The 22,942-nt window shown below is 70.8% G+C and carries 22 protein-coding genes; 16 read left to right on the top strand and 6 right to left on the bottom strand.

Annotated elements, in window-relative coordinates:
- The first annotated feature begins 60 nt into the window (after positions 1-60).
- Positions 61-420, top strand: a complete 360-nt coding sequence (locus ACAG26_RS05830) for a nuclear transport factor 2 family protein (protein ID WP_370480434.1) — start codon at positions 61-63, stop codon at positions 418-420.
- A gap of 35 nt (positions 421-455) precedes the next feature.
- On the opposite strand, the gene ACAG26_RS05825 is transcribed toward ACAG26_RS05830, so the two are convergent.
- The 4 genes from ACAG26_RS05825 to ACAG26_RS05810 all read right to left on the bottom strand — a co-directional run bounded on the left by ACAG26_RS05825 (position 456) and on the right by ACAG26_RS05810 (position 6,462).
- The gene (locus ACAG26_RS05825) at positions 456-1,172 is read right to left on the bottom strand and encodes an MgtC/SapB family protein (protein WP_370480433.1); all 717 of its coding nucleotides are present in this window, start codon (positions 1,170-1,172) and stop codon (positions 456-458) included.
- A 98-nt stretch (positions 1,173-1,270) separates the two neighbouring features.
- A complete protein-coding gene (locus ACAG26_RS05820; protein ID WP_370480432.1) occupies positions 1,271-2,683 on the bottom strand; it encodes an alpha/beta hydrolase in 1,413 nt (470 codons plus the stop codon).
- Between the two features lie 45 nt (positions 2,684-2,728).
- Positions 2,729-5,983, bottom strand: a complete 3,255-nt coding sequence (lysX, locus tag ACAG26_RS05815) for a bifunctional lysylphosphatidylglycerol synthetase/lysine--tRNA ligase LysX (protein ID WP_370480706.1) — start codon at positions 5,981-5,983, stop codon at positions 2,729-2,731.
- A 113-nt stretch (positions 5,984-6,096) separates the two neighbouring features.
- Complete coding sequence (locus ACAG26_RS05810) at positions 6,097-6,462, bottom strand: DUF1844 domain-containing protein (protein ID WP_370480431.1); 366 nt, start codon at positions 6,460-6,462, stop codon at positions 6,097-6,099.
- Between the two features lie 283 nt (positions 6,463-6,745).
- Between ACAG26_RS05810 and infC the strand changes: the two genes are divergently transcribed.
- From infC to ACAG26_RS05790, 4 genes are read left to right on the top strand one after another with little or no spacing between them, the layout of a single operon-like run.
- A complete protein-coding gene (gene infC / locus ACAG26_RS05805; protein WP_083341664.1) occupies positions 6,746-7,342 on the top strand; it encodes a translation initiation factor IF-3 in 597 nt (198 codons plus the stop codon).
- Positions 7,343-7,360: 18 nt separating this feature from the next.
- Positions 7,361-7,555 (top strand): 50S ribosomal protein L35, encoded by a 195-nt coding sequence (gene rpmI, locus ACAG26_RS05800; protein ID WP_370480430.1) that lies wholly within the window; start codon positions 7,361-7,363, stop codon positions 7,553-7,555.
- Positions 7,556-7,611: 56 nt separating this feature from the next.
- On the top strand, positions 7,612-8,001 hold the full coding sequence (rplT, locus tag ACAG26_RS05795; protein WP_370480429.1) for a 50S ribosomal protein L20: 390 nt from the start codon (positions 7,612-7,614) through the stop codon (positions 7,999-8,001).
- A gap of 13 nt (positions 8,002-8,014) precedes the next feature.
- Positions 8,015-8,812 carry a TrmH family RNA methyltransferase gene (locus tag ACAG26_RS05790; protein ID WP_370480428.1) on the top strand — a complete coding sequence of 266 codons (798 nt, stop codon included), beginning with the start codon at positions 8,015-8,017 and terminating at the stop codon, positions 8,810-8,812.
- A gap of 76 nt (positions 8,813-8,888) precedes the next feature.
- On the opposite strand, the gene ACAG26_RS05785 is transcribed toward ACAG26_RS05790, so the two are convergent.
- Positions 8,889-9,941, bottom strand: coding sequence for an oxygenase MpaB family protein (locus tag ACAG26_RS05785; RefSeq protein WP_370480427.1), 1,053 nt, complete (start codon positions 9,939-9,941; stop codon positions 8,889-8,891).
- A gap of 261 nt (positions 9,942-10,202) precedes the next feature.
- Here ACAG26_RS05785 and ACAG26_RS05780 point away from each other — a divergent pair, with 261 nt between their 5' ends.
- The 4 genes from ACAG26_RS05780 to pheT all read left to right on the top strand — a co-directional run bounded on the left by ACAG26_RS05780 (position 10,203) and on the right by pheT (position 15,551).
- Positions 10,203-11,078, top strand: coding sequence for an adenylate/guanylate cyclase domain-containing protein (locus ACAG26_RS05780; RefSeq protein WP_370480426.1), 876 nt, complete (start codon positions 10,203-10,205; stop codon positions 11,076-11,078).
- 9 nt (positions 11,079-11,087) lie between these two features.
- The gene (locus ACAG26_RS05775) at positions 11,088-11,894 is read left to right on the top strand and encodes a rhomboid-like protein (protein WP_370480425.1); all 807 of its coding nucleotides are present in this window, start codon (positions 11,088-11,090) and stop codon (positions 11,892-11,894) included.
- A 106-nt stretch (positions 11,895-12,000) separates the two neighbouring features.
- On the top strand, positions 12,001-13,044 hold the full coding sequence (gene pheS, locus ACAG26_RS05770; protein WP_370480424.1) for a phenylalanine--tRNA ligase subunit alpha: 1,044 nt from the start codon (positions 12,001-12,003) through the stop codon (positions 13,042-13,044).
- A complete protein-coding gene (gene pheT, locus ACAG26_RS05765) occupies positions 13,044-15,551 on the top strand; it encodes a phenylalanine--tRNA ligase subunit beta (protein WP_370480423.1) in 2,508 nt (835 codons plus the stop codon). Before pheS ends, pheT begins: the two co-directional genes overlap by 1 nt.
- A gap of 13 nt (positions 15,552-15,564) precedes the next feature.
- Here pheT and ACAG26_RS05760 read toward each other — a convergent pair whose 3' ends face one another.
- Positions 15,565-16,197: a maleylpyruvate isomerase family mycothiol-dependent enzyme gene (locus ACAG26_RS05760; RefSeq protein WP_370480422.1), complete on the bottom strand. Its 633-nt coding sequence runs from the start codon at positions 16,195-16,197 to the stop codon at positions 15,565-15,567.
- 62 nt (positions 16,198-16,259) lie between these two features.
- Between ACAG26_RS05760 and ACAG26_RS05755 the strand changes: the two genes are divergently transcribed.
- Genes ACAG26_RS05755 through ACAG26_RS05725 form a run of 7 tightly spaced genes read left to right on the top strand, consistent with a single transcriptional unit; the run spans position 16,260 to position 22,939 of the window.
- Positions 16,260-17,174, top strand: a complete 915-nt coding sequence (locus ACAG26_RS05755) for a MerR family transcriptional regulator (protein ID WP_370480421.1) — start codon at positions 16,260-16,262, stop codon at positions 17,172-17,174.
- A gap of 25 nt (positions 17,175-17,199) precedes the next feature.
- Complete coding sequence (argC, locus tag ACAG26_RS05750; protein WP_370480420.1) at positions 17,200-18,258, top strand: N-acetyl-gamma-glutamyl-phosphate reductase; 1,059 nt, start codon at positions 17,200-17,202, stop codon at positions 18,256-18,258.
- Positions 18,255-19,457 (top strand): bifunctional glutamate N-acetyltransferase/amino-acid acetyltransferase ArgJ, encoded by a 1,203-nt coding sequence (argJ, locus tag ACAG26_RS05745; RefSeq protein ID WP_370480419.1) that lies wholly within the window; start codon positions 18,255-18,257, stop codon positions 19,455-19,457. The genes argC and argJ overlap by 4 nt, the downstream gene beginning before the upstream one ends.
- On the top strand, positions 19,454-20,335 hold the full coding sequence (gene argB, locus ACAG26_RS05740) for an acetylglutamate kinase (protein ID WP_370480418.1): 882 nt from the start codon (positions 19,454-19,456) through the stop codon (positions 20,333-20,335). Before argJ ends, argB begins: the two co-directional genes overlap by 4 nt.
- Complete coding sequence (locus tag ACAG26_RS05735) at positions 20,332-21,507, top strand: acetylornithine transaminase (protein WP_370480417.1); 1,176 nt, start codon at positions 20,332-20,334, stop codon at positions 21,505-21,507. Before argB ends, ACAG26_RS05735 begins: the two co-directional genes overlap by 4 nt.
- Positions 21,504-22,430, top strand: coding sequence for an ornithine carbamoyltransferase (gene argF / locus ACAG26_RS05730; RefSeq protein ID WP_370480416.1), 927 nt, complete (start codon positions 21,504-21,506; stop codon positions 22,428-22,430). The genes ACAG26_RS05735 and argF overlap by 4 nt, the downstream gene beginning before the upstream one ends.
- On the top strand, positions 22,427-22,939 hold the full coding sequence (locus tag ACAG26_RS05725) for an arginine repressor (RefSeq protein ID WP_370480415.1): 513 nt from the start codon (positions 22,427-22,429) through the stop codon (positions 22,937-22,939). The genes argF and ACAG26_RS05725 overlap by 4 nt, the downstream gene beginning before the upstream one ends.
- The last annotated feature ends 3 nt before the right edge of the window (positions 22,940-22,942 follow it).

Genomic DNA, 22,942 nt, shown 5'->3' with positions numbered 1-22,942 from the left:
GTACTCCCGCCCACGAAAATCGTTGGGGTCGCGAGCCGCCCCGATGCTACGGTGCGCGCCATGGACCTCGATGCGGTTGCCTTCAGCCAGCGGTGGTGCGAAAACTGGAACTCCCACGATGTGGACGCGGTGCTGCGCGATTTCCACGACGAGGTGGTGTTCACCTCACCGGTGGCCGCCAAGCTGCTGCCCGCGACGCGCGGCGTGGTGCGCGGCAAGCCCGCGCTGCGCCGGTACTGGGCCACCGCCGTGCAACGCTTTCCCGAGCTCCGGTTCGTCGTCGAAGGCGTTTATCGGGGCATCGACACCGTCGTCATCGCCTACCGCAACCAGCACGACCACCTGGTCAACGAGGTGCTGACGTTCCACGACGGCCTGGTCATCGAGGGCCACGGAACGTATCTCGTTGCCGGTCCCTGATTTAGCCGGGCGTCGGTCGGACGGCGGCGGCGGTGTCAGTCCGGCTCCCGTTCGGAGCGGATGACGGCGGCGACGCCGTCGACGTCGGCGAGCACCCGGGTCGCGGTGGCGACCTTGGGCCCGGACAGGATCATCCGCACCCCGACCTGACCGTCGTTGATGCGGCGAACGTCGGCCTCCAGTTCGATCAGCTGCCAGTTGCGTTGCCCGCAGATCTGCAGCAGCTGCCGCAGCACACCTCGGCTGTCTTCGTAGATGACGTGCAGTCGGGCGGAGCCGCCCAGCCGCGCTTTGAGCTGCCGCTCCACGACCAGGAACGCCAACGCGCTGACGAAGTGCAGGGCCACCACGGTGACCGCGAGCAACAGCATGCCGACGCCCGCTGCCATCCCGATGGCGGCCGATTCCCAGACCGCGGCGGCCGTGGTCAGCCCGTGCACCGCACCGCGTCGAGTGATAATCAGCCCCGCGCCCAAAAAGCCGATACCCGACACGATTTGGGCCGCGACACGGGAGGGGTCCAGGATCACCGTGGCCGACAGCGCGTCGCTAAAGCCCCACTTACTGACCAGCACGATCAACGCCGCCGACGTGCCGACGATGGTCTGGGTTCGCAGTCCCGCGCTTTTACCCTGGACGGTGCGTTCCAGCCCGATGAACGCGGTCAGGCCAAACGCGGCTAACACCTCGATGATCTGTCGACCACCCTGTCCAGCGCTGATGAAGAAACCGTCGGCGAGCCAGACCTGCATGCCGACAAGCTAGGCCAGATGGGGCATCCTCACGATGGCGTCGGCCGCCCGCAGGTGCGCTACCCGGCCGCCCGAGTTTTGATCAGGGTGTCGACTAATCACCGAACGTGCGGGGACGACGGCACGGGCAGCTGCACCCGGGGGACCCCGGGGGTGCCGATCACCCCGGCCAACCAGGGCAGTGCGGTGGCGAACGCCTGCGCGGCGAACGGCCAATCATGTTTGCCCGGTTGGGTTACCACCGCACAGTCGATGCCCAGGGTGCGGCCGAGTGTGCACAATGACTCGGCGGCGGCCAGCTGGGCGCCCGGCGAGGAGGGGGCGTCGTGGCCGGTGGCGGCGGTGTTGGCCACCGTCTCGGTCCGCCGTTGCGCCGGCCGGGCGGCGTTGACGTCGAACCATCCGGAGACACCCGAGTAGTGGCCATGTCGGGTCATCACGGTGGTCGGGTCGAAAGCCGCCCAGGCGTCCGCGTTGCCGCCGAACAGCCGGGCGATGGACTGCGCCTTGGTGCCGGCGTTGGGGCCCAGGTCCCCGGCGATGTCGACGAACCCGCTGAACATGTCGGGATGCATCACGGCCAGATCCACCGCGCAGGTGCCGCCCATCGACCACCCGACGATGCCCCAGTTCCGCTGGCGCGGGCTGACCCCAAAATCCGAGATCATGTAGGGCACCACGTCTTTGGTGAGATGGTCGGCCACGTTGCCGCGCGGGCCGTTGACGCATTCGGTGTCGTTGTTGAACGAGCCGCCGGAGTCGACGAACACCACCACCGGGGCGTTGCCGCCGTGCGCCGCGGCGAAGTCGTCGAGGGTTTGCACGGCGTTGCCGGTGCGCAACCAGTCGGCGGGCGTGTTGAACTCGCCGCCGATCATCATCACCGTCGGCAGCGTCGGCGGCGGGCTGTGGGTGAACCACACCGGCGGCAGATACACCAGTTCGCCGCGGTGCTTGAAGTGGGACGCGTCGGCCGGGATCGTCACCGATAACACCCGGCCCCGCGCCGGCAGCGTGCCCGCGGCGGCCAACGCGGACACCGCGGCCCGGTCGCTCTGGTCGGGCAGCGGGCCCGCGGTCAGCTGATTCCAGGCGGTCTGCACGGTGGGGAAGTAGCCGACCCACAGATTGAGGGCCAGTGCCGCGCTGAGCAGGCAGGCCGGCACCGCCAGCAACGAGATGCCGCGGCGCCACCACCGGGCGCTTCGCCAGCCCAGCACCGCGACCGCGGCCGCCAGACCGGTCAACGCAATCCAGGCCCACAACGTGGCCGGTGCCGGGTCGTCGGCAAGGCCGCCGGCCGTCACGTACCAGTGCACCGCCGCGGTCGCCGCGACCCCGGCCGCCGCGGCCACCGGCAGCCACACCCGCCGCCACCGGCGCGACCGCCACCCGATCGCCGACAGCAGCACCACCGCCGTCACCGCCTGCACGGTGATCGGCAGCCAACCGTGCATCAACGAGGTGTGCTCAGCGGCCAGCGATGCCGCGGCAGCCGCCAAAGCTGTCACCCTTCCATCCTGAGCTGCGTTTCTGTGAGTCGGCTGTGCGGCCGGTCAGCGCAGCTTCGCCAGCGGGAAGGGCAGGGTCTCCCGGATGCTGCGCCCGGTGATCAGCATGACCACCCGGTCGATGCCCATCCCCAGCCCCCCGGTCGGCGGCATCGCGTACTCCATCGCCTGCAGGAAGTCCTCGTCGAGCTCCATGGCCTCCGGGTCCCCGCCGGCGGCCAGCAGCGACTGCTGCTGCAGCCGCCGCCGCTGCTCCACCGGGTCGGTGAGTTCGCTGTAGGCGGTGCCCAACTCCACCCCCCAGGCCACCAGATCCCAACGCTCGGCCACCCCGGGTCGGCACCGATGCGGCCGGGTCAACGGGGACACCGACGTCGGGAAGTCGGTGTAGAAGGTGGGCGCCTCGGTGCGGTCTTCGACCAGATGCTCGTAGAGCTCCAGCACCACCGCCCCGGCATCCCACTGCTTGAGGTAGCGCACGCCGGCCGCGTCGCACAGCTTGCGCAGGGTGGCCAGCTCGGTGTCGGCGTCGATGTGTTCCCCGAGCGCCTCCGAGACCGCGTCGTGGACGGTCTTCACCGGCCAGCCACCGGAGATGTCCACCGGCTGCAGGCCGCCGCCGTCGGTGGGCCGCATCACCACCTGGGCGCCGTGGGCGGCCTGCGCGGCGTTTTGGATCAGCTCCCGAGCGCCATCGATCCACACCCGATAGTCGGCGTGCGCCTGATAGGCCTCCAGCAGGGTGAACTCCGGGTTGTGGCTGAAGTCGACGCCCTCATTGCGGAACGCGCGGCCCAGCTCGAACACCCGCTCCACCCCGCCGACGCATAACCGCTTCAGGTACAGCTCCGGCGCGATCCGCAGATACAGGTCCAGGTCGTAGGCGTTGATGTGGGTGACGAACGGGCGCGCGTTGGCGCCGCCGTGGATCGGCTGCAGGATCGGAGTTTCCACCTCGAGAAAGCCCTTGGCGTACAAGGTTTGCCGGACGGCCTGCAGGACGCTGCTGCGGGCGCTGATCAACTCCCGGGAGTCGGTGTTGACGGCCAGGTCGACGTAGCGGCTGCGGACCCGGGCCTCCGGGTCGGTCAGGCCCTTCCACTTGTCCGGCAACGGGCGCAGGCATTTCCCGATCAGCCGCCAGCTGTGCACGATCAGCGACCGGGTGCCGGTCTTGCTGGAACCCAGCTGCCCGGTCACCTCCACCAGGTCACCGAGATCGATCGCGTCGCTGAAATCGGCGGCCCGGCCGTCGGCCAGCACCGAATTGTCCAGCAGCAACTGCACTTCCCCCGACCAATCGCGGAGCTGGGCGAACAGCACCCCGCCGAAGTCGCGGATCCGCAGCACCCGGCCGGACACCGAGACCACCGCGGCGTCGCTGGCCAGCGCCTGGGCCACCGTGTGGCTGGGCGGCTGCCCCACCGGGTAGGCGTCAATGCCGCGGTCCCGCAGGGTTTTCAGCTTGGCCAGCCGTACCCGCACCTGTTCGGGTAAACGGGAGCCCCGCGTGCCAACGTCAGTGACGTCGGCCGGCAACCCGGACAGGTCCGGGGCGGAGCCATCGTGGTGCAACAGCCCGGTCGACATCAGGGTGTCCGGCACCGAGGTGTGGTGACCGGTGTGCTGTTCACCGCGCCGGGAAAACGGCAGCACCAGGAAACCCTCGGCGATCACCGAGGCGATGCCGACCCGGGGGATCAGCCGGGCGTCCTCGTAGCAGGCGTAGCGCGGCACCCATTCCGGCTGGTATTTCATGTTCGAGCGGTACAGCGTCTCCAACTGCCACCACCGCGAAAAGAACTGCAGCAGCCGCCGCCACAGCCGCGCGACCGGGCCGGCGCCCAGTTGCGACCCCTGCTCGAACGCCGACCGGAACATGGCGAAGTTTAACGAAATGCGGGTGATGCCAATGCCGTTCGCCTGCAAGGCGAGCTCGCTGACCATCAACTCGATGGTGCCGTTGGGGGACTGCGGTGAGCGGCGCATCAGATCCAGCGAAACACCGCTTTGCCCCCACGGCACCAGCGACAGCATCGCCACCACGGCGCCGTCGCGCCCCACCGCCTCGACCAGCAGGCAGTCGGCGTCCGCCGGGTCGCCGAGCCGGCCCAGCGCCATGGAGAAACCGCGCTCGGAATCGGTGTCCCGCCAGGCGTCGGCGCGCTGCATGACCTGGGCCATTTCCTGGGCGGGGATGTCGTGGTGGCGACGGAACCGCACGGTCAGGCCGGCCCGGCGCGCGCGGGTCACCGCCTGACGCACCGCGCGCATATCCGGGCCGGACAGCCGGAAGCTCGACGGATGCAAGATGGCCTCGTCGCCGAGTTCTAGCGCGTTCAGTCCGGCCTCGCGGAACGCTTGCGCACCTTGCGAACTGGCGCCCATCACGCCGGGCGTCCAGCCGTAGGTCTGGCAGCGCTGCAGCCACGCGGCGATGGCCTGCGGCCAGGCCCGCGGATCGCCCACCGGGTCACCGCTGGCCAGGCACACCCCGACCTCGACCCGGAAGGTGATCGCGGCGCGGCCGCTGGGCGCGAACACCACCGACTTGTCCCGGCGGGTGGCGAAGTAGCCCAGCGAATCGTTTTTCCCATACAACTCCAGCAGGCCGCGGATCGCGGACTCGTCCTCGCCGGTCAACGCGTTTTCGGCGCGCTGGGACAAAAACAGCACGATCGCCGCGGCGATCAGCGCCAACGCCCCGAACATCCCGAACACCGTGCGCAGCACCACATCGGGTTTGCCGGCGAAGAAATCCGATTCGACCAGGGCGAAACCCACCACCCGGTTGACCACGTAGGGCAACCGGAACGGGCGCTGCAGGGTTCCGGGAAACAGCTCGACCAGCCCCCAGGACACCGCGATGCCGACCGCCCAGCCGGCGACCAACGTCACCGCCGAGCGCAGCAGCGCCCCGCGCCGGACCTTGGCCCAGAACTCGCGGTAGGCCAGCAGCAGCAGCGTGATCGCGACCGCGTGCAGGGCCAGACCGACGATCGCACCGACCCGGCCCACCGTGGTGGGCGTCCCGGTGGCGAGGGTGACGACGTTCCATCCGGCGGCGATGGCCAGGTTGCCGAGCAGCAGCCACCACGCGATGCGTTTACGGGCGCTGGACGCGGCAGCCAGCAGGGCCAGCACGAACGCCCAGGCCACGCTGGTGTCGGGAAAGTTGAACAGGTAGTGGTCGACGAACTCGCGCGGAACCTTGATGATCCACCGGATCAGCGGCGACACACTTCCCAGCAGTGACAGGGTGGCGGTCAGGCCGACGATCCAGCCGGCAGCCGACGGCACCCAGTGAAACCGGGTGGCCGCCGCGCGCTGCGCGCGTGACACGGTAAGGGTCATAAGCCGCGAGGATATTCACTCAAACCGAGAATTGGGTGAACGGGAACCGGGCACGCCGACTACCGGACCGGGCCGGTGTACTTTTCGCCGGGGCCCTGCCCGGGTTCGTCGGGCGATGCGCTGGCTTCCCGGAACGCCAGCTGCAGGCTTTTCAGGCCGTCGCGCAGCGGACCGGCGTGCGGTCCCAGATATTGCGCCGCCGCGGTCACCAGCCCGGCCAGGGCGGTGATCAGCCGCCGGGCCTCGTCGAGGTCCCGGTGCGGGCTGGCGTCGGGGTCCTCCGCGGACAAGCCGAGTTTCTCGGCGGCGGCGCTCATCAACATGACCGCCGACCGGGTGATCACTTCCACGGCGGGGATCTCGGCGAGCTCCCGCACCGGCGGGGTGCCGGAGCTGGTCGGTTGGATGTCAGGGTTGGGCTTCATGGCTGCTAGACTGGCATGCGCGACCGTCCCGGCGAACGCCAGGACAGCAAGTGGAGTCCCACTCCCACCGTTGGCCGAATCGGCGCAACGGTCCGGTCACAGGCATCGGATGATGCCCGTTCTGCGCGGCGCGCAGGTGGCTTTCCTTGACCGGAGGCCACGATCGGTCGGCATCGGGCCCTGCTTCATGCAGGGCTTTTTCGCTGATGGGGCGACTTTCACCAGCTGATTCGGGGATCGATCAGGCGGCGGTCGTGAGCGAAAGACTACCCAGGGAGGTCCCATCAGCACTGAGATCCGCGTCAACGAGCGCATCCGCGTACCTGAAGTCCGATTGATCGGGCCGGGTGGGGAGCAGGTAGGCATCGTGCGCATCGAAGATGCCCTTCGCGTCGCCGCGGATGCCGATCTCGACCTTGTCGAAGTCGCCCCGAACGCCAGACCGCCGGTCTGCAAAATCATGGACTACGGCAAGTACAAGTACGAGACGGCACAGAAGGCGCGCGAGTCTCGCAAGAACCAGCAGCAGACCGTCGTCAAGGAACAGAAGCTGCGACCCAAGATCGACGACCACGACTACGAGACCAAAAAGGGTCACGTGGTCCGCTTCCTGGAGGCGGGGTCGAAGGTCAAGGTCACCATCATGTTCCGCGGACGCGAGCAGTCCCGCCCCGAGCTGGGGTATCGGCTGCTGCAGCGTCTGGGCGCCGACGTCGCCGACTACGGATTCGTGGAGACCTCCGCCAAACAGGACGGCCGCAACATGACGATGGTGCTGGCGCCGCATCGCGGTGCGAAGACCCGCGCCAAGGCCGCCGAGCAAGCCGGCGCGGCCGGGGTCCAACCCGCCCCCGGCGAGACCAAGCCGTCGTCGAACTGACCACAGAACTGAGGACACATGCCCAAGGCCAAGACCCACAGTGGTGCCGCCAAGCGGTTCCGGCGCACCGGAACCGGCAAGATCGTGCGCCAGAAGGCGAACCGCCGCCACCTGCTCGAGCACAAGCCCACCAAACGCACCCGGCGCTTGGCCGGTCGCACCGAGGTGGCGGCTAACGACACCAAGCGTGTCAACAAGATGCTCAACGGCTGACGAGCGGTTACCCACCGCGCTAAACACCGACGTCCGAACAAGAATAGGAACACCCCATGGCACGCGTGAAGCGGGCAGTCAACGCCCAGAAGAAGCGGCGCACCGTCCTGAAGGCCTCCAAGGGCTACCGTGGCCAGCGGTCCCGGCTCTACCGTAAAGCCAAAGAGCAGCAGCTGCATTCGCTGACCTACGCCTACCGCGACCGTCGCGCCCGCAAGGGTGAATTCCGCAAGCTGTGGATCTCCCGGATCAACGCGGCGGCCCGCGCCAACGGCATCACCTACAACCGGCTGATCCAGGGGCTCAAGGCCGCTGGCGTCGAGGTGGACCGCAAGAACCTCGCCGAGATCGCGATCGACGACCCGCAGGCGTTCACCGCGCTGGTCGACGTCGCCCGCACGGCGCTGCCCGAGGACGTCAACGCCCCGTCCGGCGAGGCCGCCTGAGCGCCTAGCGCCGATGCTCACCGAACGCTCGGCCCGGGTGGTCGCGGCGGTCAAACTGCATCGGCATGTCGGTCGGCGCCGCGCCCAGCGGTTCCTGGTCGAAGGCCCCAACCTGGTGGAAGCCGCGGCGCGGCGCGGCCTGGTGCGCGACATCTTCGCCACCGAGGTCGCCGCGCAGCGGCACGCCGCCCTGCTAGCCGGCCTGCCGGTGCACCTGGTGACCGAACGCGCCGCAAAGGCGTTGTCGGACACCGTGACTCCGTCCGGGCTGGTGGCGGTGTGCGAACCGCCGGGCACCGACCTGGCCGACGTGCTGGCGGCGGGCCCCCGGTTGATCGCGGTGGCGGTCGGGGTCGGCGAACCCGGTAACGCCGGCACCCTGATCCGGGTCGCCGACGCCATGGGGGCCGCCGCGGTGCTGCTGACCGCCAACAGCGTCGACCCGTACAACGGCAAGTGCCTGCGCGCCTCGGCGGGCAGCATGTTTTCCGTCCCCGTCGTCGAGGTGCCCGATCCGCCCGCCGCCGTCGCCGCGTTGCAGGACGCCGGGCTGCAGGTGCTGGCCACCGCGCTGGATGGCCCGCTGTCCCTGGACGACGCCGAACCCCACCTCGCCCGGCCGACCGCCTGGCTGTTTGGGCCCGAGGCCCACGGCCTGTCCGCCGACGTCGCCGGGCTGGCCGACCACCGGGTGCGGATCCCGATGTCCGGCGGTGCCGAGAGCCTCAACGTCGCCGCCGCCGCGGCGATCTGCCTCTACCAAAGCGCCCGCGCCCAGCGGTTAGGCGCGCCCGCACCCGAGCGTTCCTGACGGTGCGGTTTTCTACGCTTTGAGCGCCCAAACCGTATGCGACCGCACAGTCGGCGCGGCCGCGGTCGGCGCAATCTCAGGCGGCCTTGCTGCGGCCCCGGGTCGCCCGCCCGCCGGCCAGCGACAAGGTGGTGTGCACCAGCGACCCGGCCCGCTCGACCAGGGACTTGCGCCGCGGAAAGTAGTGCATCGGCAGCCCGCGCCGGTCCCGCGGCGGCGCCATGAACGCCGGCGCCTCGACCAGCGGCGCGTTCGCCGGGATGCGGCCCTCGGCGCGGCGGTAGCCGGCCAGCGCCCGCGGATGCAGCCGGATCTCGTCCGGCACGAACAGGAACGCCACCTCGACGGCCTTGCCGAACAGCCGCAGCAGCACCTCGTCGCCGGGTGTCCAGCGCATCCCCGCCTTCTCCCGCACCGCCGGGTCGAACAGCCCGGCCGCGATCCAGCGCTGGCCGGCCAGGTACGGCTTAAACAACTGATCCCACACCGGGGTCGGCATCAGCACGAACTTCGGTTTGGGGATGCGCATGTGGAAGATGTCCAGGGTGGCCTGATTGATCTCCAGCTCCTCCCGGCATTTGCGGTCCCAGTACTCGCAGAACTCCTGCCAGGACCCCGGCACCGGCCGCATGCTCATCCCGTACATCCGGTACCACTGCACGTGCTCGTCGAACAGCTGCCGCTTCTCGGCCTCGGTCAGCCCGCCGCAGAAGTATTCGGCGACCTTGATCACCAGCATGAAGAAGGTGGCATGCGCCCAGTAGAAGGTGTCCGGATTCAGCGCGTGGTAGCGCCGTCCGGCGCCGTCGACGCCCTTGATGGTGTGGTGGAAGTTCTTGATCTGCTCGCCGGTCTGCGCCGAGCGCTCGCCGTCGTAGACCACCCCCATGATCGGGTAGACCGAGCGCGCCACCCGCTGCAGCGGTTCACGCAGCAGGATCGAATGGTCTTCGACGCCGGCGCCCAGCTCCGGATACATGTTCTGGATCGCCCCGATCCACACGCCCATCAGCCCGGTGCGCAGGTCCCCGAAGTACTTCCAGGTCAGCGAATCGGGGCCCAGCGGCGCCGGATCGGCCTGGCCGCGACGCGGCGGAGCGGTGGTGGACGTCGGCGACGGGGTGTTCATCACGGCCTCCTGGTGGGCAGGTACCCCCCACGATAATGTTGACAACACATGTTGTCGATGATTTCCGCGACGCGTCGCGGGGTGTCGTTGCCGGCTGGCTACACTGCCGTAGTAACGCCGTGACCAGGGTGTTTGCCGGATGCGCGTGGTGGACACCACTGCGCGCGGCGTTGCCGGTGACGGCGCGCGCCACATACCCTGGCGCAAGTGGACCGCGAGCCCTCTGATCAGGGGTCCGGCACTCTCGAGAAGGTGGGGACCATGCCGGATCCGATCCCGTCGCCGCGGCATTCCCCGCTGTCGGTCAGCGGCGTGGCGGCGTGGCTGCGCAACACCAACAACAGTCCCGCATTGATCGAGGCGATCCGCCGGGCCCGACGGGTGCTGCCCGGTGACCCCGAATTCGGTGACCCGCTGTCCACCGCCGGCGACGGCGGCCCCCGCGCCGCCGCCCGGGCCGCCGACCGGCTGATGGGGGATCGCGGCGCGGCCTCCCGCGAGGTCAGCCTGGGCGCGCTGCAGGTCTGGCAGGCGTTGACCGAGCGGGTGTCGCGCCGGCCGGCCAACCCCGAGGTGACGCTGGTGTTCACCGACCTGGTCGGCTTCTCGACGTGGTCGCTGCGGGCCGGCGACGACGCGACCCTGACCCTGCTGCGGCGGGTGGCCCAGGCGGTGGAACCGCCGCTGCTCGACGCCGGCGGCCACATCGTCAAACGGATGGGCGACGGGATCATGGCGGTGTTCCGGGACCCGCTGGTCGCCGTCGGTGCGGTGCTCGCCGCGCGGGACGCCATCAAAACCGTCGAGGTGGACGGGCACACCCCCCGCATGCGGGTCGGGATCCACACCGGCCGACCGCAGCGGCTGGCCGACGACTGGCTCGGCGTCGACGTCAACATCGCCGCCCGGGTGATGGAGCGCGCCACCCGGGGCGGCATCATGGTGTCCAGCACCGCCCTGGACCAGATCTCGCAGACCGATCTGGACGCGCTGGGGGTGGTCGCCAAGCGGGCGCGCCGGCAGGTGTTCGGCGCCAAACCCACCGGGGTGCCGCCGGAACTGGCGATGTATCGGCTCGAAACTCGTAGGGAGTTTCCAGGTACCCCCCAGCCCGACGAGCCGGACGTCGAGGCATAGTAGTACCCGATGGTTATCGAATTGTTATCCCGGCTGGCGCGGGTCCGGGTGACGGTCGGCTACGCCACGGCGTTGCTGACGGTGGCCACGACGCTGCTGGTGCTGGGGCCGCAGACGCAGGATCAGGTCATCCGCAACGCCAGCACCAACCTGCACAACCTGAGCCACGGGCACCTGGCCACGCTGCTGGGCAGCGCGTTCGTCCCGGATGCCGCGGGCGGGCCGGTGCTGTTGTGGCTGCCGGGCCTGGTGTGCCTGCTGGCGCTGGCCGAGCTGCTGTGGCGCAGCGGCCGGTTGGCGCTGGTGTTTGTGGTCGGGCATATCGGGGCCACACTGCTGGTGGCGATCGGTCTGACCGGCGCGCTGAAACTGGGCTGGCTGCCGGTGTCGGTCAGCTTCGCCCGCGATGTCGGGATGAGCTACGGGGCGGCCGCGGTGCTGGGGGCGTTGACCGCGGCGATCCCGGCGCGGTGGCGGCCGGCGTGGATCGGCTGGTGGGTGTCGGTCGCGTTGGGCACGGCCGCATTGTGCGCCGACTTCACCGACGTCGGGCACGCCACCGCGCTGTTGCTGGGCATGTTGGTGGCCACCCGGTTGGGCCGGCCGGCCCGCTGGACCCGGGTGCGCTACGTGCTGCTGGGGGTGTCGGCGGTGTTCGGTTTCGTGGTGCTGGCCCACACCGGTGTCTCGGTGCTGGCCGGGGTGGGCCTGGGCACGCTGGGCGCGGTGGCGGCCGACCGGATCGCCCGCCGCCGTTGGGCGCGCAGGTCACCGCTGGTCGCGTTGGTGCCCGCCCAGCCGGCGTTGTCGCGCTGACGGCTGGACCGCGCGCCGGAACCGGCCGCGTCACGCACTTATATGATCAGCACTTGCGTCACATCCGTGCCGCAGTCCCTGGCATCCGTGAGGAGAACGCCGCCGCGTGGCTGAGCATCCCGTCGACCTGTCCGAGGAGGCCTTGACCAAAGCGGTCAGTGCGGCCCGGCACGCCTTCGACCTGGCCGCCGATCTGGACGCGCTGGCCCGCGCCAAGACCGAGCACCTCGGGGACCGGTCGCCGCTGGCCCAGGCCCGCCAGGCGCTGGCGACGCTGCCCAAGGCCGACCGCGCCGACGCCGGCCGGCGGGTCAACACCGCGCGCGGCGAGGCGCAGCGCGGCTACGACGCGCGGCTGGCGGCGCTGCGGGCCGAACGCGACGCCGCGGTGCTGGTCGCCGAGAGCATCGACGTCACCCTGCCGTCGACCCGGCCGCCGATCGGGGCCCGGCACCCCATCACGATCCTGGCCGAGCGGGTCGCCGACACCTTCGTGGCGATGGGCTGGGAGCTGGCCGAGGGCCCCGAGGTCGAGGCCGAGCACTTCAACTTCGACGCGCTGAACTTCCCGGTGGATCATCCCGCCCGCAGCGAGCAGGACACCTTCTACATCGCGCCGGAGGATTCGCGCCAGGTGCTGCGCACCCACACCTCCCCGGTGCAGGTGCGCGCCCTGCTGGGCCGGGAGCTGCCGGTCTACATCGTCTCGATCGGCCGCACCTTCCGCACCGACGAACTCGACGCCACCCACACCCCGGTGTTCCACCAGGTCGAGGGCCTGGCGGTGGACCGCGGCCTGACCATGGCGCACCTGCGCGGCACCCTGGACGCGTTCGCGCGCGCCGAGTTCGGGCCGTCGGCGCGCACCCGGTTCCGGCCGCATTTTTTCCCGTTCACCGAGCCGTCCGCCGAATTCGACATCTGGTTCGCCAACAAGAAGGGCGGCCCCGGCTGGGTGGAATGGGGCGGCTGCGGGATGGTGCACCCCAACGTGTTGCGGTCGGTGGGTATCGACCCCGACGTGTACTCCGGTTTCGCGTTCGGCATGGGGCTGGAGCGCACCGTGCAATTCCGCAACGGCATCCCGGACATGCGCGACATGGTCGAGGGCGACGTCCGGTTCTCGTTGCCGTTCGGGGTCGGTGTCTGATGCGGGTTCCCTACAGCTGGCTGCGTGAGGTGGTGGCGGTCGGGGCGCCGGGCTGGGAGGCGCCCGCCGACGAGCTGGAGCAGACCCTGATCCGGATCGGCCACGAGGTCGAAGAGGTGATCGCGCTCGGCCCGGTCCGCGGTCCGCTGACGATCGGGCGGGTGCTGCAGATCGAGGAGCTCACCGAGTTCAAAAAGCCGATCCGGGCCTGCCGGGTCGACGTCGGCGAGGACGCGCCCCGCGACATCATCTGCGGCGCAACGAACTTCGCGGTGGGGGATCTGGTGGTGGCGGCGCTGCCGGGCACCGTGCTGCCCGGGGACTTCACCATCGCCGCCCGCAAAACCTACGGTCGCATCTCCGACGGGATGATCTGCTCGGCCACCGAACTCGGGTTGGGCGCCGACCAGTCCGGCATCCTGGTGCTGCCGCCGGGCACCGCCGACCCCGGCGCCGACGGGATCGCCACCCTCGGCCTCGACGATGTGGTGTTCCACCTGGCGATCACCCCGGACCGCGGCTATGCCATGTCGGTGCGCGGGCTGGCCCGCGAGATCGCCGGCGCCTACGGCCTGGACTTCGTGGATCCCGCCTCCCCGCAGGTGGTGCCGGCGCTGCCCGCCGACGGCGAGGCCTGGCCGCTGACCGTGGATGCGGCGACCGGGGTGCGCCGGTTCGCGCTGCGCGGCGTCACCGGGATCGATCCGGCGGCGGTGTCGCCGTGGTGGCTGCAGCGGCGACTGCTGTTGTGCGGGATCCGGGCCATCTCCCCGGCGGTGGACGCCACCAACTACGTGATGCTCGAACTCGGGCACCCGATGCACGCCCACGACCGGGGCCGCATCACCGGGGATTTCGCGGTGCGGTTCGCGGCGCCCGGCGAGACCGTGGTCACCCTCGACGACATCGAGCGCCGGCTGGATCCCGCCGACGTGCTGATCGTCGACGACGTCGCCACCGCGGCGATCGGCGGGGTGATGGGGTCGGGCACCACCGAGATGCGCGACGACTCCACCGACGTGCTGCTGGAGGCCGCGGTGTGGGATCCGGCGGCGGTGTCGCGCACCGCGCGTCGGCTGCACCTGCCCAGCGAGGCGGCCCGCCGCTACGAGCGGGTCGTGGACCCGGGCATCTCGGTGGCCGCGCTGGACCGCTGCGCCGCGCTGCTCGCCGACATCGCCGGCGGGGTGGCCGAACCGGGGTTGACCGATTGGCGCGGCGACCCGCCGCGCGGCGACTCGATCGCCGATTGGACCGAGCCGCCGATCACGATCGCCGCCGACCTGCCCGACCGGGTCGCCGGGGTGGACTACCCTCCGGGCACCACCGCGCGGCGGCTGGCCCAGATCGGCGCCGTGGTGGACCGCGTCGGCGACACGTTGACCGTCACCCCGCCGAGTTGGCGTCCGGACCTGCGGCAACCCGCCGACCTGGTCGAGGAGGTGCTGCGGCTGGAGGGGCTGGAAACCATCCCGTCGGTGCTGCCGTCGGCGCCGCCCGGGCGGGGCCTGACCGCGGTCCAGCGGCGGCGCCGCGCGGTCAGCAAATCGCTGGCGCTGGACGGCTACGTCGAGGTGCTGCCCACCCCGTTTCTGCCGGCCGGTGTCTTCGACGCCTGGGGGTTGCCGGCCGACGACCCGCGCCGGGTCACCACCGCGGTGCTCAACCCGCTCGAAGCCGACCGCCCCCAGCTGGCCAGCACGCTGCTGCCGGGACTGCTGGAAGCGTTGGGACGCAACGTGTCCCGCGGCATCGTTGACGTCTCGGTGTACGCCCTCGCCCAGGTGGTGCAGCCCACCGAGCGCAGCGGCGGGCTGGACCGCATCCCGGTGGACCGCCGGCCCACCGAGGCCGAGATCGCGGCGGTCGACGCGTCGCTGCCGCGGCAACCGCAGCACGTCGCGGTCGCGCTGACCGGGCTGCGGGAGCGGCGCGGGCCGTGGGGTCCGGGCCGGCCCGCGGAGGCCGCCGACGCGTTCGACGCGGTGCGGACCATCGCCCGGGCCTGCGGGGTGCAGGTGGTGCTGCGCGCCGCCCAGTACCTGCCGTGGCATCCCGGGCGCTGCGCGGCGGTGCTGGTCGCGGACACCGTGATCGGGCACGCCGGGCAGCTGCACCCCGCGGTGATCGAACGGACCGGCCTGCCCAAGGGCACCTGCGCGGTGGAGCTGAACCTGGACGCGGTCCCGATCACCGAGGCGACGCCGGCGCCGCGGGTGTCGCCGTTCCCGGCGGTGTTCCAGGACATCGCGCTGGTGGTGGACGCCGGGGTGGCGGCCCAGGCGGTGCTCGACGCGGTGCGCGACGGGGCCGGTGAGCTGTTGGAGGACGCCCAGCTGTTCGACGTGTACACCGGCCCGCAGGTCGGCGAGGCGCACAAGTCGCTGGCGTTCGCGTTGCGGTTCCGGGCGCCGGATCGCACCCTGACCGAAGACGAGGCCAGCGCCGCCCGCGACGCCGCGGTGGCCGCCGCCGCCGACCGCGTCGGCGCCGTCCTGCGGGGTTAGCCGCCGACAGGAGTCAACCGTTCCGCAGCAACTCCGCGCCCTCACCACCGAGCTGGGGCAGGGCAGCCGATTCGCGCCCGGTTGCCAGCAGGAGCAGCGCCGAAACCGGCCCCTCGATGATCGGGCCGGCGCCCGCCGCCCACTCGGTGTCCACTGCGCGCAACCGGTAGGGCGCCAACCGCGCGGCAGCGCGGAACGGGAATCGTGGGTTCCAGATCCGTTCGATCGCCAGCCGCGCGGCGGCAATGGGCATCTCGCGAGCACGTCCGAGCGGAATCGCGATGTCCTGGCCGTGCACGAGCAGGTCCATCAGGCGATCCGTCGGGGTGGTGCCGATGGCGGTGAAGCGGGACCCGATCGTGCCGCGCATCTGGCCGAGCAGCGCACGGTCACCGAGCTGCGCGGCGTGGCGAATCGCGGTATCGCCCACCATGCGGTCGACACTGCCGCGAGCCCGCAGCAGATTGATCAGGATTTGACCGACTCCGGCGCGGGTCGCGAGCACCAGATGGGCGACGACATCCCGGATCTGCCACCGCTCGCACAGGCTCGCGTGGCCCCACTCCGCTGCGGTGAGGGGTTCCAGTAGGTGCAGCAGGCTGCGCCGCTCGGCGTCGACGGCTCGCCAGATGTCCTCGGTGTTCACCGGTGTTCCCTTCGTCTGATGCCTACGCTAGGAACTCCAGTGGGGTGGAGGTTCAAGGGACTGTGACGGACAGCACAACCATCGGCGAGTTGTCGCGGCTCACCGGGGTACCGGTGCGGACGATCCGCTACTACTGCGATGAAGGCTTGCTTGAGGCGCGTCGCAGCTCCGGCGGGCACCGGCTTTTCGACGCCGGCGCCGTCGAGTCGCTTTTTCTGGTCCGGCGGCTCCGGGCACTCGGCCTCGGCCTCGACACCATCAGCGACGTCTTGACCGCTCGGATGTCGATCGGGGCGGCGGTGACCGCGGAACGGGCCGCAGTGGACACCGAACTGGCGATGCTGGCGTGGCGGCGGGCTTCGCTGGCTGCGGTCGAGCACGCGGCGCCGCACGATCGGGCCCTGCGGCTGCAGCTGCTGTCCGCCGTGCAGGACGGACGGCGTGGGCACAGCGTGCTCGTCGAGTTCTGGCGGCGGCTGTTCGCGGGAGCGACGTCGCCCGACACATTCGACGGGTTCGTGGAGATGACGGTGCCGCAACCGCCGGGGGAGCCGAGTCCGGCCCGAGTCGTCGCGTATGCCGAACTTGTCGCGCTCGCCCGACAGCCGGCGTTCGGCTCGGCGATGGCCCAACAGCTGTGGCGATTCGACCCGACGTCTATCAGCGACCGTCGTGAACTCGTCACCGGTGTCGCCGAAGCGTGTGACATGGCCATGCCGCTTGTGCTCGCCGGTCAGACGCCGTCACCCGGCCCCGCCGTGGACAGATTCGTTGCTGCCCACGCGCGGGCCCGCCGCGCCAAGGACACACCTGGGTTCCGACGTGCCCTCATCGGGACCGCGGGCGTCGACAACGATCCGCGGATCGGTCGGTATTGGGATCTCGTCACCGAGATCGCGGGCGGGGCGGCTACCGTTGGCGCTGCACAGCGCTGGCTGTTCGAGGCGCTCCGCCGTCCGCTGGCGCCGACGATTTAATGAATTTGCATCTACGTGCATAATCATGCAGAATCGCGCAGTGACCAAAGCGATCAAGGTAGCGGTGGCCGGTGCCAGCGGCTACGCCGGCGGTGAGATCCTGCGGTTGCTGCTCGGGCATCCGGCCTACACCGACGGCCGGCTGACCATCGGCGCGTTGACCGCCGCCGGCAACGTCGGCAGCACCATCGGTGAGCAGCATCCACACCTGCTGCCGCTGGCCGGGCGGGTCCTGGAACCGACCGAGCTCGACGTGCTGGCCGGCCACGACGTGGTGTTTCTCGCGCTGCCGCATGGCCATTCGGCGGTGCTGGCCGACCAACTCGGCCCGGACACGCTGGTCGTCGACTGCGGCGCCGATTTCCGGCTCAACGACGCCACCGACTGGGAACGGTTCTACGGCTCCCCGCACGCCGGCACCTGGCCCTACGGGCTTCCGGAGGTGCCCGGTGCGCGGGACCGGCTGCGCGGCGCCCGCCGCATCGCGGTGCCGGGCTGCTATCCGACCGCGGCGCTGCTGGCGCTGCTGCCGGCGCTCGCCGACGACCTCATCGAGCCGAACGTCACCGTCGTCGCCGTCAGCGGCACCTCCGGCGCGGGCCGCTCCGCCAAAACCGACCTGCTCGGCTCGGAGGTGATCGGCTCGGCGCGGGCCTACAACATCGCCGGCGCCCACCGGCACACCCCCGAAATCGGGCAGGGACTGCGGGCGGTCACCGCCAAGGACGTCACCGTGTCGTTCGTGCCGGTGCTGATCCCGGCTGCCCGGGGCATCCTGGCGACCTGCACGGCGCGCACCCACACCCCGGTGTCGCAGCTGCGCGCCGCCTACGAAAAGGCCTACCACGCCGAACCGTTCGTGCACCTGCTGCCGGAGGGGCAGCTGCCGAGGACCGGTTCGGTGATCGGCAGCAACGCCGCGCACCTGACCGTCGCGGTCGACGAGGACGCCGCGACGTTCATCGCGATCGCCGCGATCGACAACCTGGTCAAGGGCACCGGCGGTGCCGCGGTGCAGTCGATGAACCTGGCGCTGGGCTGGCCGGAGACCGACGGGCTTTCCACGGTAGGAGTGGCGCCGTGAGCAACACCCGAATCGTGCGCGAGCAGGGCGTCACCGCGCCGGAAGGATTCCGGGCCGCCGGGATCGCCGCGGGCATCAAGGCTTCCGGGGCGCCGGATCTGGCGCTGGTGTTCAATGAGGGCCCGGACTACGCGGCCGCCGGGGTGTTCACCCGCAACCAGGTCAAGGCGGCGCCGGTGCTGTGGAGTCAGCAGGTGCTGAGCACCGGGCGGCTGCGCGCGGTGATCCTCAATTCCGGTGGCGCCAACGCCTGCACCGGTCCGGGTGGCTTCCAGGACACCCACGCCACCGCCGAGGCGGTCGCCGCGGCGCTGTCGGATTGGGGCACCGACACCGGCGCTATCGAGGTCGCGGTCTGCTCCACCGGGCTGATCGGGGACCGGCTACCGATGGACACGGTGCTGGCCGGGGTCTCGGAGATCGTGCACGAGATGGCGGGCGGCCTGGCCGGCGGCGACACCGCCGCCCGGGCCATCATGACCACCGACACGGTGCCCAAACAGGTGGCGCTGCACCATCGCGACAACTGGACGATCGGCGCCATGGCCAAGGGCGCCGGGATGCTGGCGCCGTCGCTGGCCACCATGCTGGTGGTGCTCACCACCGACGCCGCCGCGGACCCGCAGGCGCTGGACCGGGCGCTGCGCCGCGCCGCCGCAGCCACCTTCGACCGGCTCGACATCGACGGCAGCTGCTCCACCAACGACACCGTGCTGCTGCTGGCCTCCGGGGCCAGCGAGATCACCCCCAGCCAGGACGATCTCGACGCCGCGGTACTGGCCGTCTGCGACGACCTGTGCGCCCAGCTGCAGGCCGACGCCGAAGGCGTCACCAAACGGATCACCATCACCGTCGCCGGTGCTCCCGGCGAGGACGACGCGCTGCTGGCCGCCCGGCTGATCGCCCGGGACAGCCTGGTCAAGACCGCGCTGTTCGGCTCGGACCCCAACTGGGGCCGGGTGCTCGCCGCCGTCGGGATGGCCCCGTTCCCCCTCGACCCGGACCGGGTCACGGTGGCGTTCAACGGTTCACCGGTGTTCGCCGGCGGCGTTCCGGCCCCGGGTGCGCGCGACGTGGACCTGTCCGGCCCCGACGTCCACGTCACCGTCGACCTCGACCTCGGCGACGGGCGGGCCGCCATCCGCACCACCGACCTGTCGCACGCCTACGTCGAAGAGAACTCGGCGTATAGCTCATGAGCACGGACGGGTTACCCACCGAGATCAAGGCGCAGGTGCTCGCTGAAGCCCTGCCGTGGCTCAAGCAGCTGCACGGCAAGATCGTCGTCGTCAAATACGGCGGCAACGCGATGACCGACGACACCCTCAAACACGCCTTCGCCGCCGATATGGCGTTCCTGCGGAACTGCGGCATCCACCCGGTGGTGGTGCACGGCGGCGGCCCGCAGATCACCGCGATGCTGCAACGCCTCGGCATCGCCGGCGATTTCAAGGGCGGTTTCCGGGTCACCACACCCGAGGTGCTCGACGTCGCGCGGATGGTGCTGTTCGGGCAGGTGGGTCGGGAGCTGGTGAACCTGATCAACGCGCACGGACCGTACGCCGTCGGGATCACCGGCGAGGACGCGGCGCTGTTCACCGCGGTGCGGCGCAGCGTCACCGTCGACGGGGTGGCCACCGACATCGGCCTGGTCGGCGACGTCGACCGGGTCAACGCCGACGCGGTGCGCGATCTCATTGCGGCGCGCCGCATCCCGGTGGTGTCCACGCTGGCCCCGGACACCGACGGCGTGGTGCACAACATCAACGCCGACACCGCCGCGGCCGCGCTGGCCGAAGCGCTGGGCGCCGAAAAGCTGCTGATGCTCACCGACGTGGACGGCCTCTACACCCGCTGGCCGGACCGGGACTCGCTGGTCAGCGAAATCGACACCGCGGCGCTGGCGCAGCTGCTGCCCGCCCTGCAGAGCGGGATGGTGCCCAAGGTCGAAGCCTGCCTGCGCGCGGTGTCCGGCGGGGTGCCCAGCGCCCACATCATCGACGGGCGAGTCCAACACTGTGTCCTGGTGGAGCTGTTCACCGACGCGGGCACCGGAACCAAGGTGGTAAACGGATGACGCTGCAAGACCGCTGGTCGGCGGTGATGATGAACAACTACGGCACGCCGCCGCTGGCGCTGGTCAGCGGCGACGGTGCGGTGGTGACCGACGAGGCCGGCAACAGCTACGTCGATCTGCTCGGCGGCATCGCGGTCAACGTGCTCGGGCACCGGCACCCGGCGGTGATCGAGGCCGTCACCACCCAGCTGAACACGTTGGGGCACACCTCGAATCTGTATGCCACCGAGCCGGGCATCGCGTTGGCCGAGGCGCTGGTCGACCATCTCGGCGCGCCGGCGCGGGTCTTCTTCTGCAACTCGGGCACCGAGGCCAACGAGGCGGCCTTCAAGATGTCCCGGCTCACCGGCAAGACGAAGATCGTTGCCGCCCAAGGGGGCTTTCACGGCCGGACGATGGGATCGCTGGCGCTCACCGGCCAACCCGACAAACGCGCGCCGTTCGAGCCGCTGCCGGGCGACGTCACCCACGTGCCCTACGGGGACACCAAAGCCCTTGCCGCCGCCGTCGATTCGAGCACCGCGGCGGTGTTCCTGGAGCCGATCATGGGCGAGGGCGGCGTCGTCGTCCCCCCCGCCGGATACCTGGCCGAGGCCAGGGGCATCACCGCCGCGCACGACGCACTGCTGGTGTTCGACGAGGTGCAGACCGGCGTCGGGCGCACCGGCGCGTTCTACGCCCACCAGCACGACGGCATCACCCCGGACATCGTCACCCTGGCCAAGGGGCTCGGCGGTGGCCTGCCGATCGGCGCCTGCGTGGCGGTCGGCGCGGCCGGGGACCTGTTGACTCCGGGCAGCCACGGCAGCACCTTCGGCGGCAACCCGGTTTGCACCGCGGCCGCCCTGGCGGTCCTGCAGGCGCTGGCCGACGGCGACCTGATCGCGCGGGCCGGGATGCTCGGCAAGTCGCTGAGCCACGGCATCGACGAACTGCACCATCCGCTGGTCGACCAGGTGCGCGGCAAGGGCCTGCTGCAGGGTGTGGTGCTGACCGCGCCGCGGGCCAAAGCCGTTGAGGCCGCGGCCCGCGACGCCGGATTCCTGGTGAACGCCGCCGCGCCGGGCGTGGTCCGGCTGGCTCCGCCGCTGATCATCACCGAAGCGCAGATCGACGGTTTTCTCGCCGCGCTGCCCGGGGTGTTGGACACCGCTCAGGAGGCCGCCCAGTGACCCACCACTTCCTGCGCGACGATGACATCAGCACCGACGAGCAGGCCGAAATCCTCGCCCTGGCAGCAGAACTGAAGGCGGCGCCGTTTTCGCGGCGTCCGCTGGACGGCCCGCGCGGGGTGGCGGTGATCTTCGACAAGAACTCCACCCGCACCCGCTTCTCGTTCGAGATCGGCATCGCCCAACTCGGTGGCCACGCCGTCGTCGTCGACGGCCGCTCCACCCAGCTGGGCCGGGAGGAAACCCTGGAAGACACCGGCCGGGTGTTGTCCCGCTACGTCGACGCCATCGTGTGGCGCACCTACGCCCAGGACCGGTTGACCGCGATGGCCAGCACCGCGACGGTGCCGATCGTCAACGCGCTCTCCGACGAGTTCCATCCCTGCCAGGTGCTGGCCGATCTGCAGACCGTCGCCGAGCGCAAGGGCGCGCTGGCGGGCCTGCGGCTGTCCTACTTCGGCGACGGCGCCAACAACATGGCGCACTCGCTGCTGCTGGGCGGGGTCACCGCCGGCGTGCACGTCACGATCGCCGCACCCGCGGGATTCGAGCCGGACCCCGCGGTGGTCGCGGCGGCCGAGCGCCGCGCCGCGGACACCGGCGCTGCGGTGACGGTGACCGCCGACCCGCACGCCGCGGCCGACGGCGCCGACGTGCTGGTGACCGACACCTGGACGTCGATGGGGCAGGAGAACGACGGGCTGGACCGGGTCAAACCGTTCCGGCCGTACCAGATCAACACCGAACTGCTGGCCCGCGCCGATTCGGACGCGGTGGTGCTGCATTGCCTGCCGGCGCACCGCGGCGACGAAATCACCGACGCGGTGATCGACGGGCCGCGCAGCGCGGTGTGGGACGAGGCCGAAAATCGGCTGCACGCCCAAAAGGCGCTGTTGGTGTGGCTGCTGGAGCGCCACCAGTGAGTCGCGCCGAGGAGAAAACCCCGGCCGAGGCCAGCATCACCCGGGTCGGGCGCCAGGCCCGCATCGTGGCGATCCTGTCCGCGGCAGCGGTGCGCAGCCAAGGTGAGCTGGCGGCGCTGCTGGCCGCCGAGGGCATCGAGGTCACGCAGGCTACGCTGTCGCGGGACCTGGAAGAACTCGGCGCGGTGAAACTCCGCGGCGTCGACGGTGGTGTCGGGGTGTACGTGGTGCCGGAAGACGGCAGCCCGGTGCGCGGCGTCACCGGCGGTACCGAACGGGTGTCGCGGCTGCTGGGGGAGCTGCTGGTGTCGGCGGACGCCAGCGGAAACCTGGCGGTGCTGCGCACCCCGCCCGGCGCCGCGGACTACCTGGCCAGCGCGATCGACCGCGCGGCGTTACCGGACGTGGTCGGCACCATCGCCGGCGACGACACCATCTTTGTGGTGGCTCGGGAGCCGATGACCGGCGCCGAACTCGCGACCGCCATCGAACAGTTGAAGAAAAGCTAAAGG

Source organism: Mycobacterium sp. pUA109 (assembly GCF_041287095.1).
In the GTDB taxonomy this organism is placed as follows: domain Bacteria; phylum Actinomycetota; class Actinomycetes; order Mycobacteriales; family Mycobacteriaceae; genus Mycobacterium.
Note: the sequence above shows the minus strand (reverse complement) of the source record. Positions and strands in the feature narration are given on the sequence as shown.

Coding starts and splice junctions, on each gene's coding strand:
- ACAG26_RS05735 (WP_370480417.1), top strand. CDS start 20,332: ATGACGCTGCAAGACCGCTGGTCGGCGGTGATGATGAACAACTACGGC.
- ACAG26_RS05785 (WP_370480427.1), bottom strand. CDS start 9,941: ATGAACACCCCGTCGCCGACGTCCACCACCGCTCCGCCGCGTCGCGGC.
- ACAG26_RS05830 (WP_370480434.1), top strand. CDS start 61: ATGGACCTCGATGCGGTTGCCTTCAGCCAGCGGTGGTGCGAAAACTGG.
- rpmI (WP_370480430.1), top strand. CDS start 7,361: ATGCCCAAGGCCAAGACCCACAGTGGTGCCGCCAAGCGGTTCCGGCGC.
- argC (WP_370480420.1), top strand. CDS start 17,200: ATGCAGAATCGCGCAGTGACCAAAGCGATCAAGGTAGCGGTGGCCGGT.
- ACAG26_RS05780 (WP_370480426.1), top strand. CDS start 10,203: ATGCCGGATCCGATCCCGTCGCCGCGGCATTCCCCGCTGTCGGTCAGC.
- rplT (WP_370480429.1), top strand. CDS start 7,612: ATGGCACGCGTGAAGCGGGCAGTCAACGCCCAGAAGAAGCGGCGCACC.
- pheT (WP_370480423.1), top strand. CDS start 13,044: ATGCGGGTTCCCTACAGCTGGCTGCGTGAGGTGGTGGCGGTCGGGGCG.
- ACAG26_RS05790 (WP_370480428.1), top strand. CDS start 8,015: ATGCTCACCGAACGCTCGGCCCGGGTGGTCGCGGCGGTCAAACTGCAT.
- ACAG26_RS05825 (WP_370480433.1), bottom strand. CDS start 1,172: ATGCAGGTCTGGCTCGCCGACGGTTTCTTCATCAGCGCTGGACAGGGT.
- argB (WP_370480418.1), top strand. CDS start 19,454: ATGAGCACGGACGGGTTACCCACCGAGATCAAGGCGCAGGTGCTCGCT.
- ACAG26_RS05810 (WP_370480431.1), bottom strand. CDS start 6,462: ATGAAGCCCAACCCTGACATCCAACCGACCAGCTCCGGCACCCCGCCG.
- ACAG26_RS05775 (WP_370480425.1), top strand. CDS start 11,088: ATGGTTATCGAATTGTTATCCCGGCTGGCGCGGGTCCGGGTGACGGTC.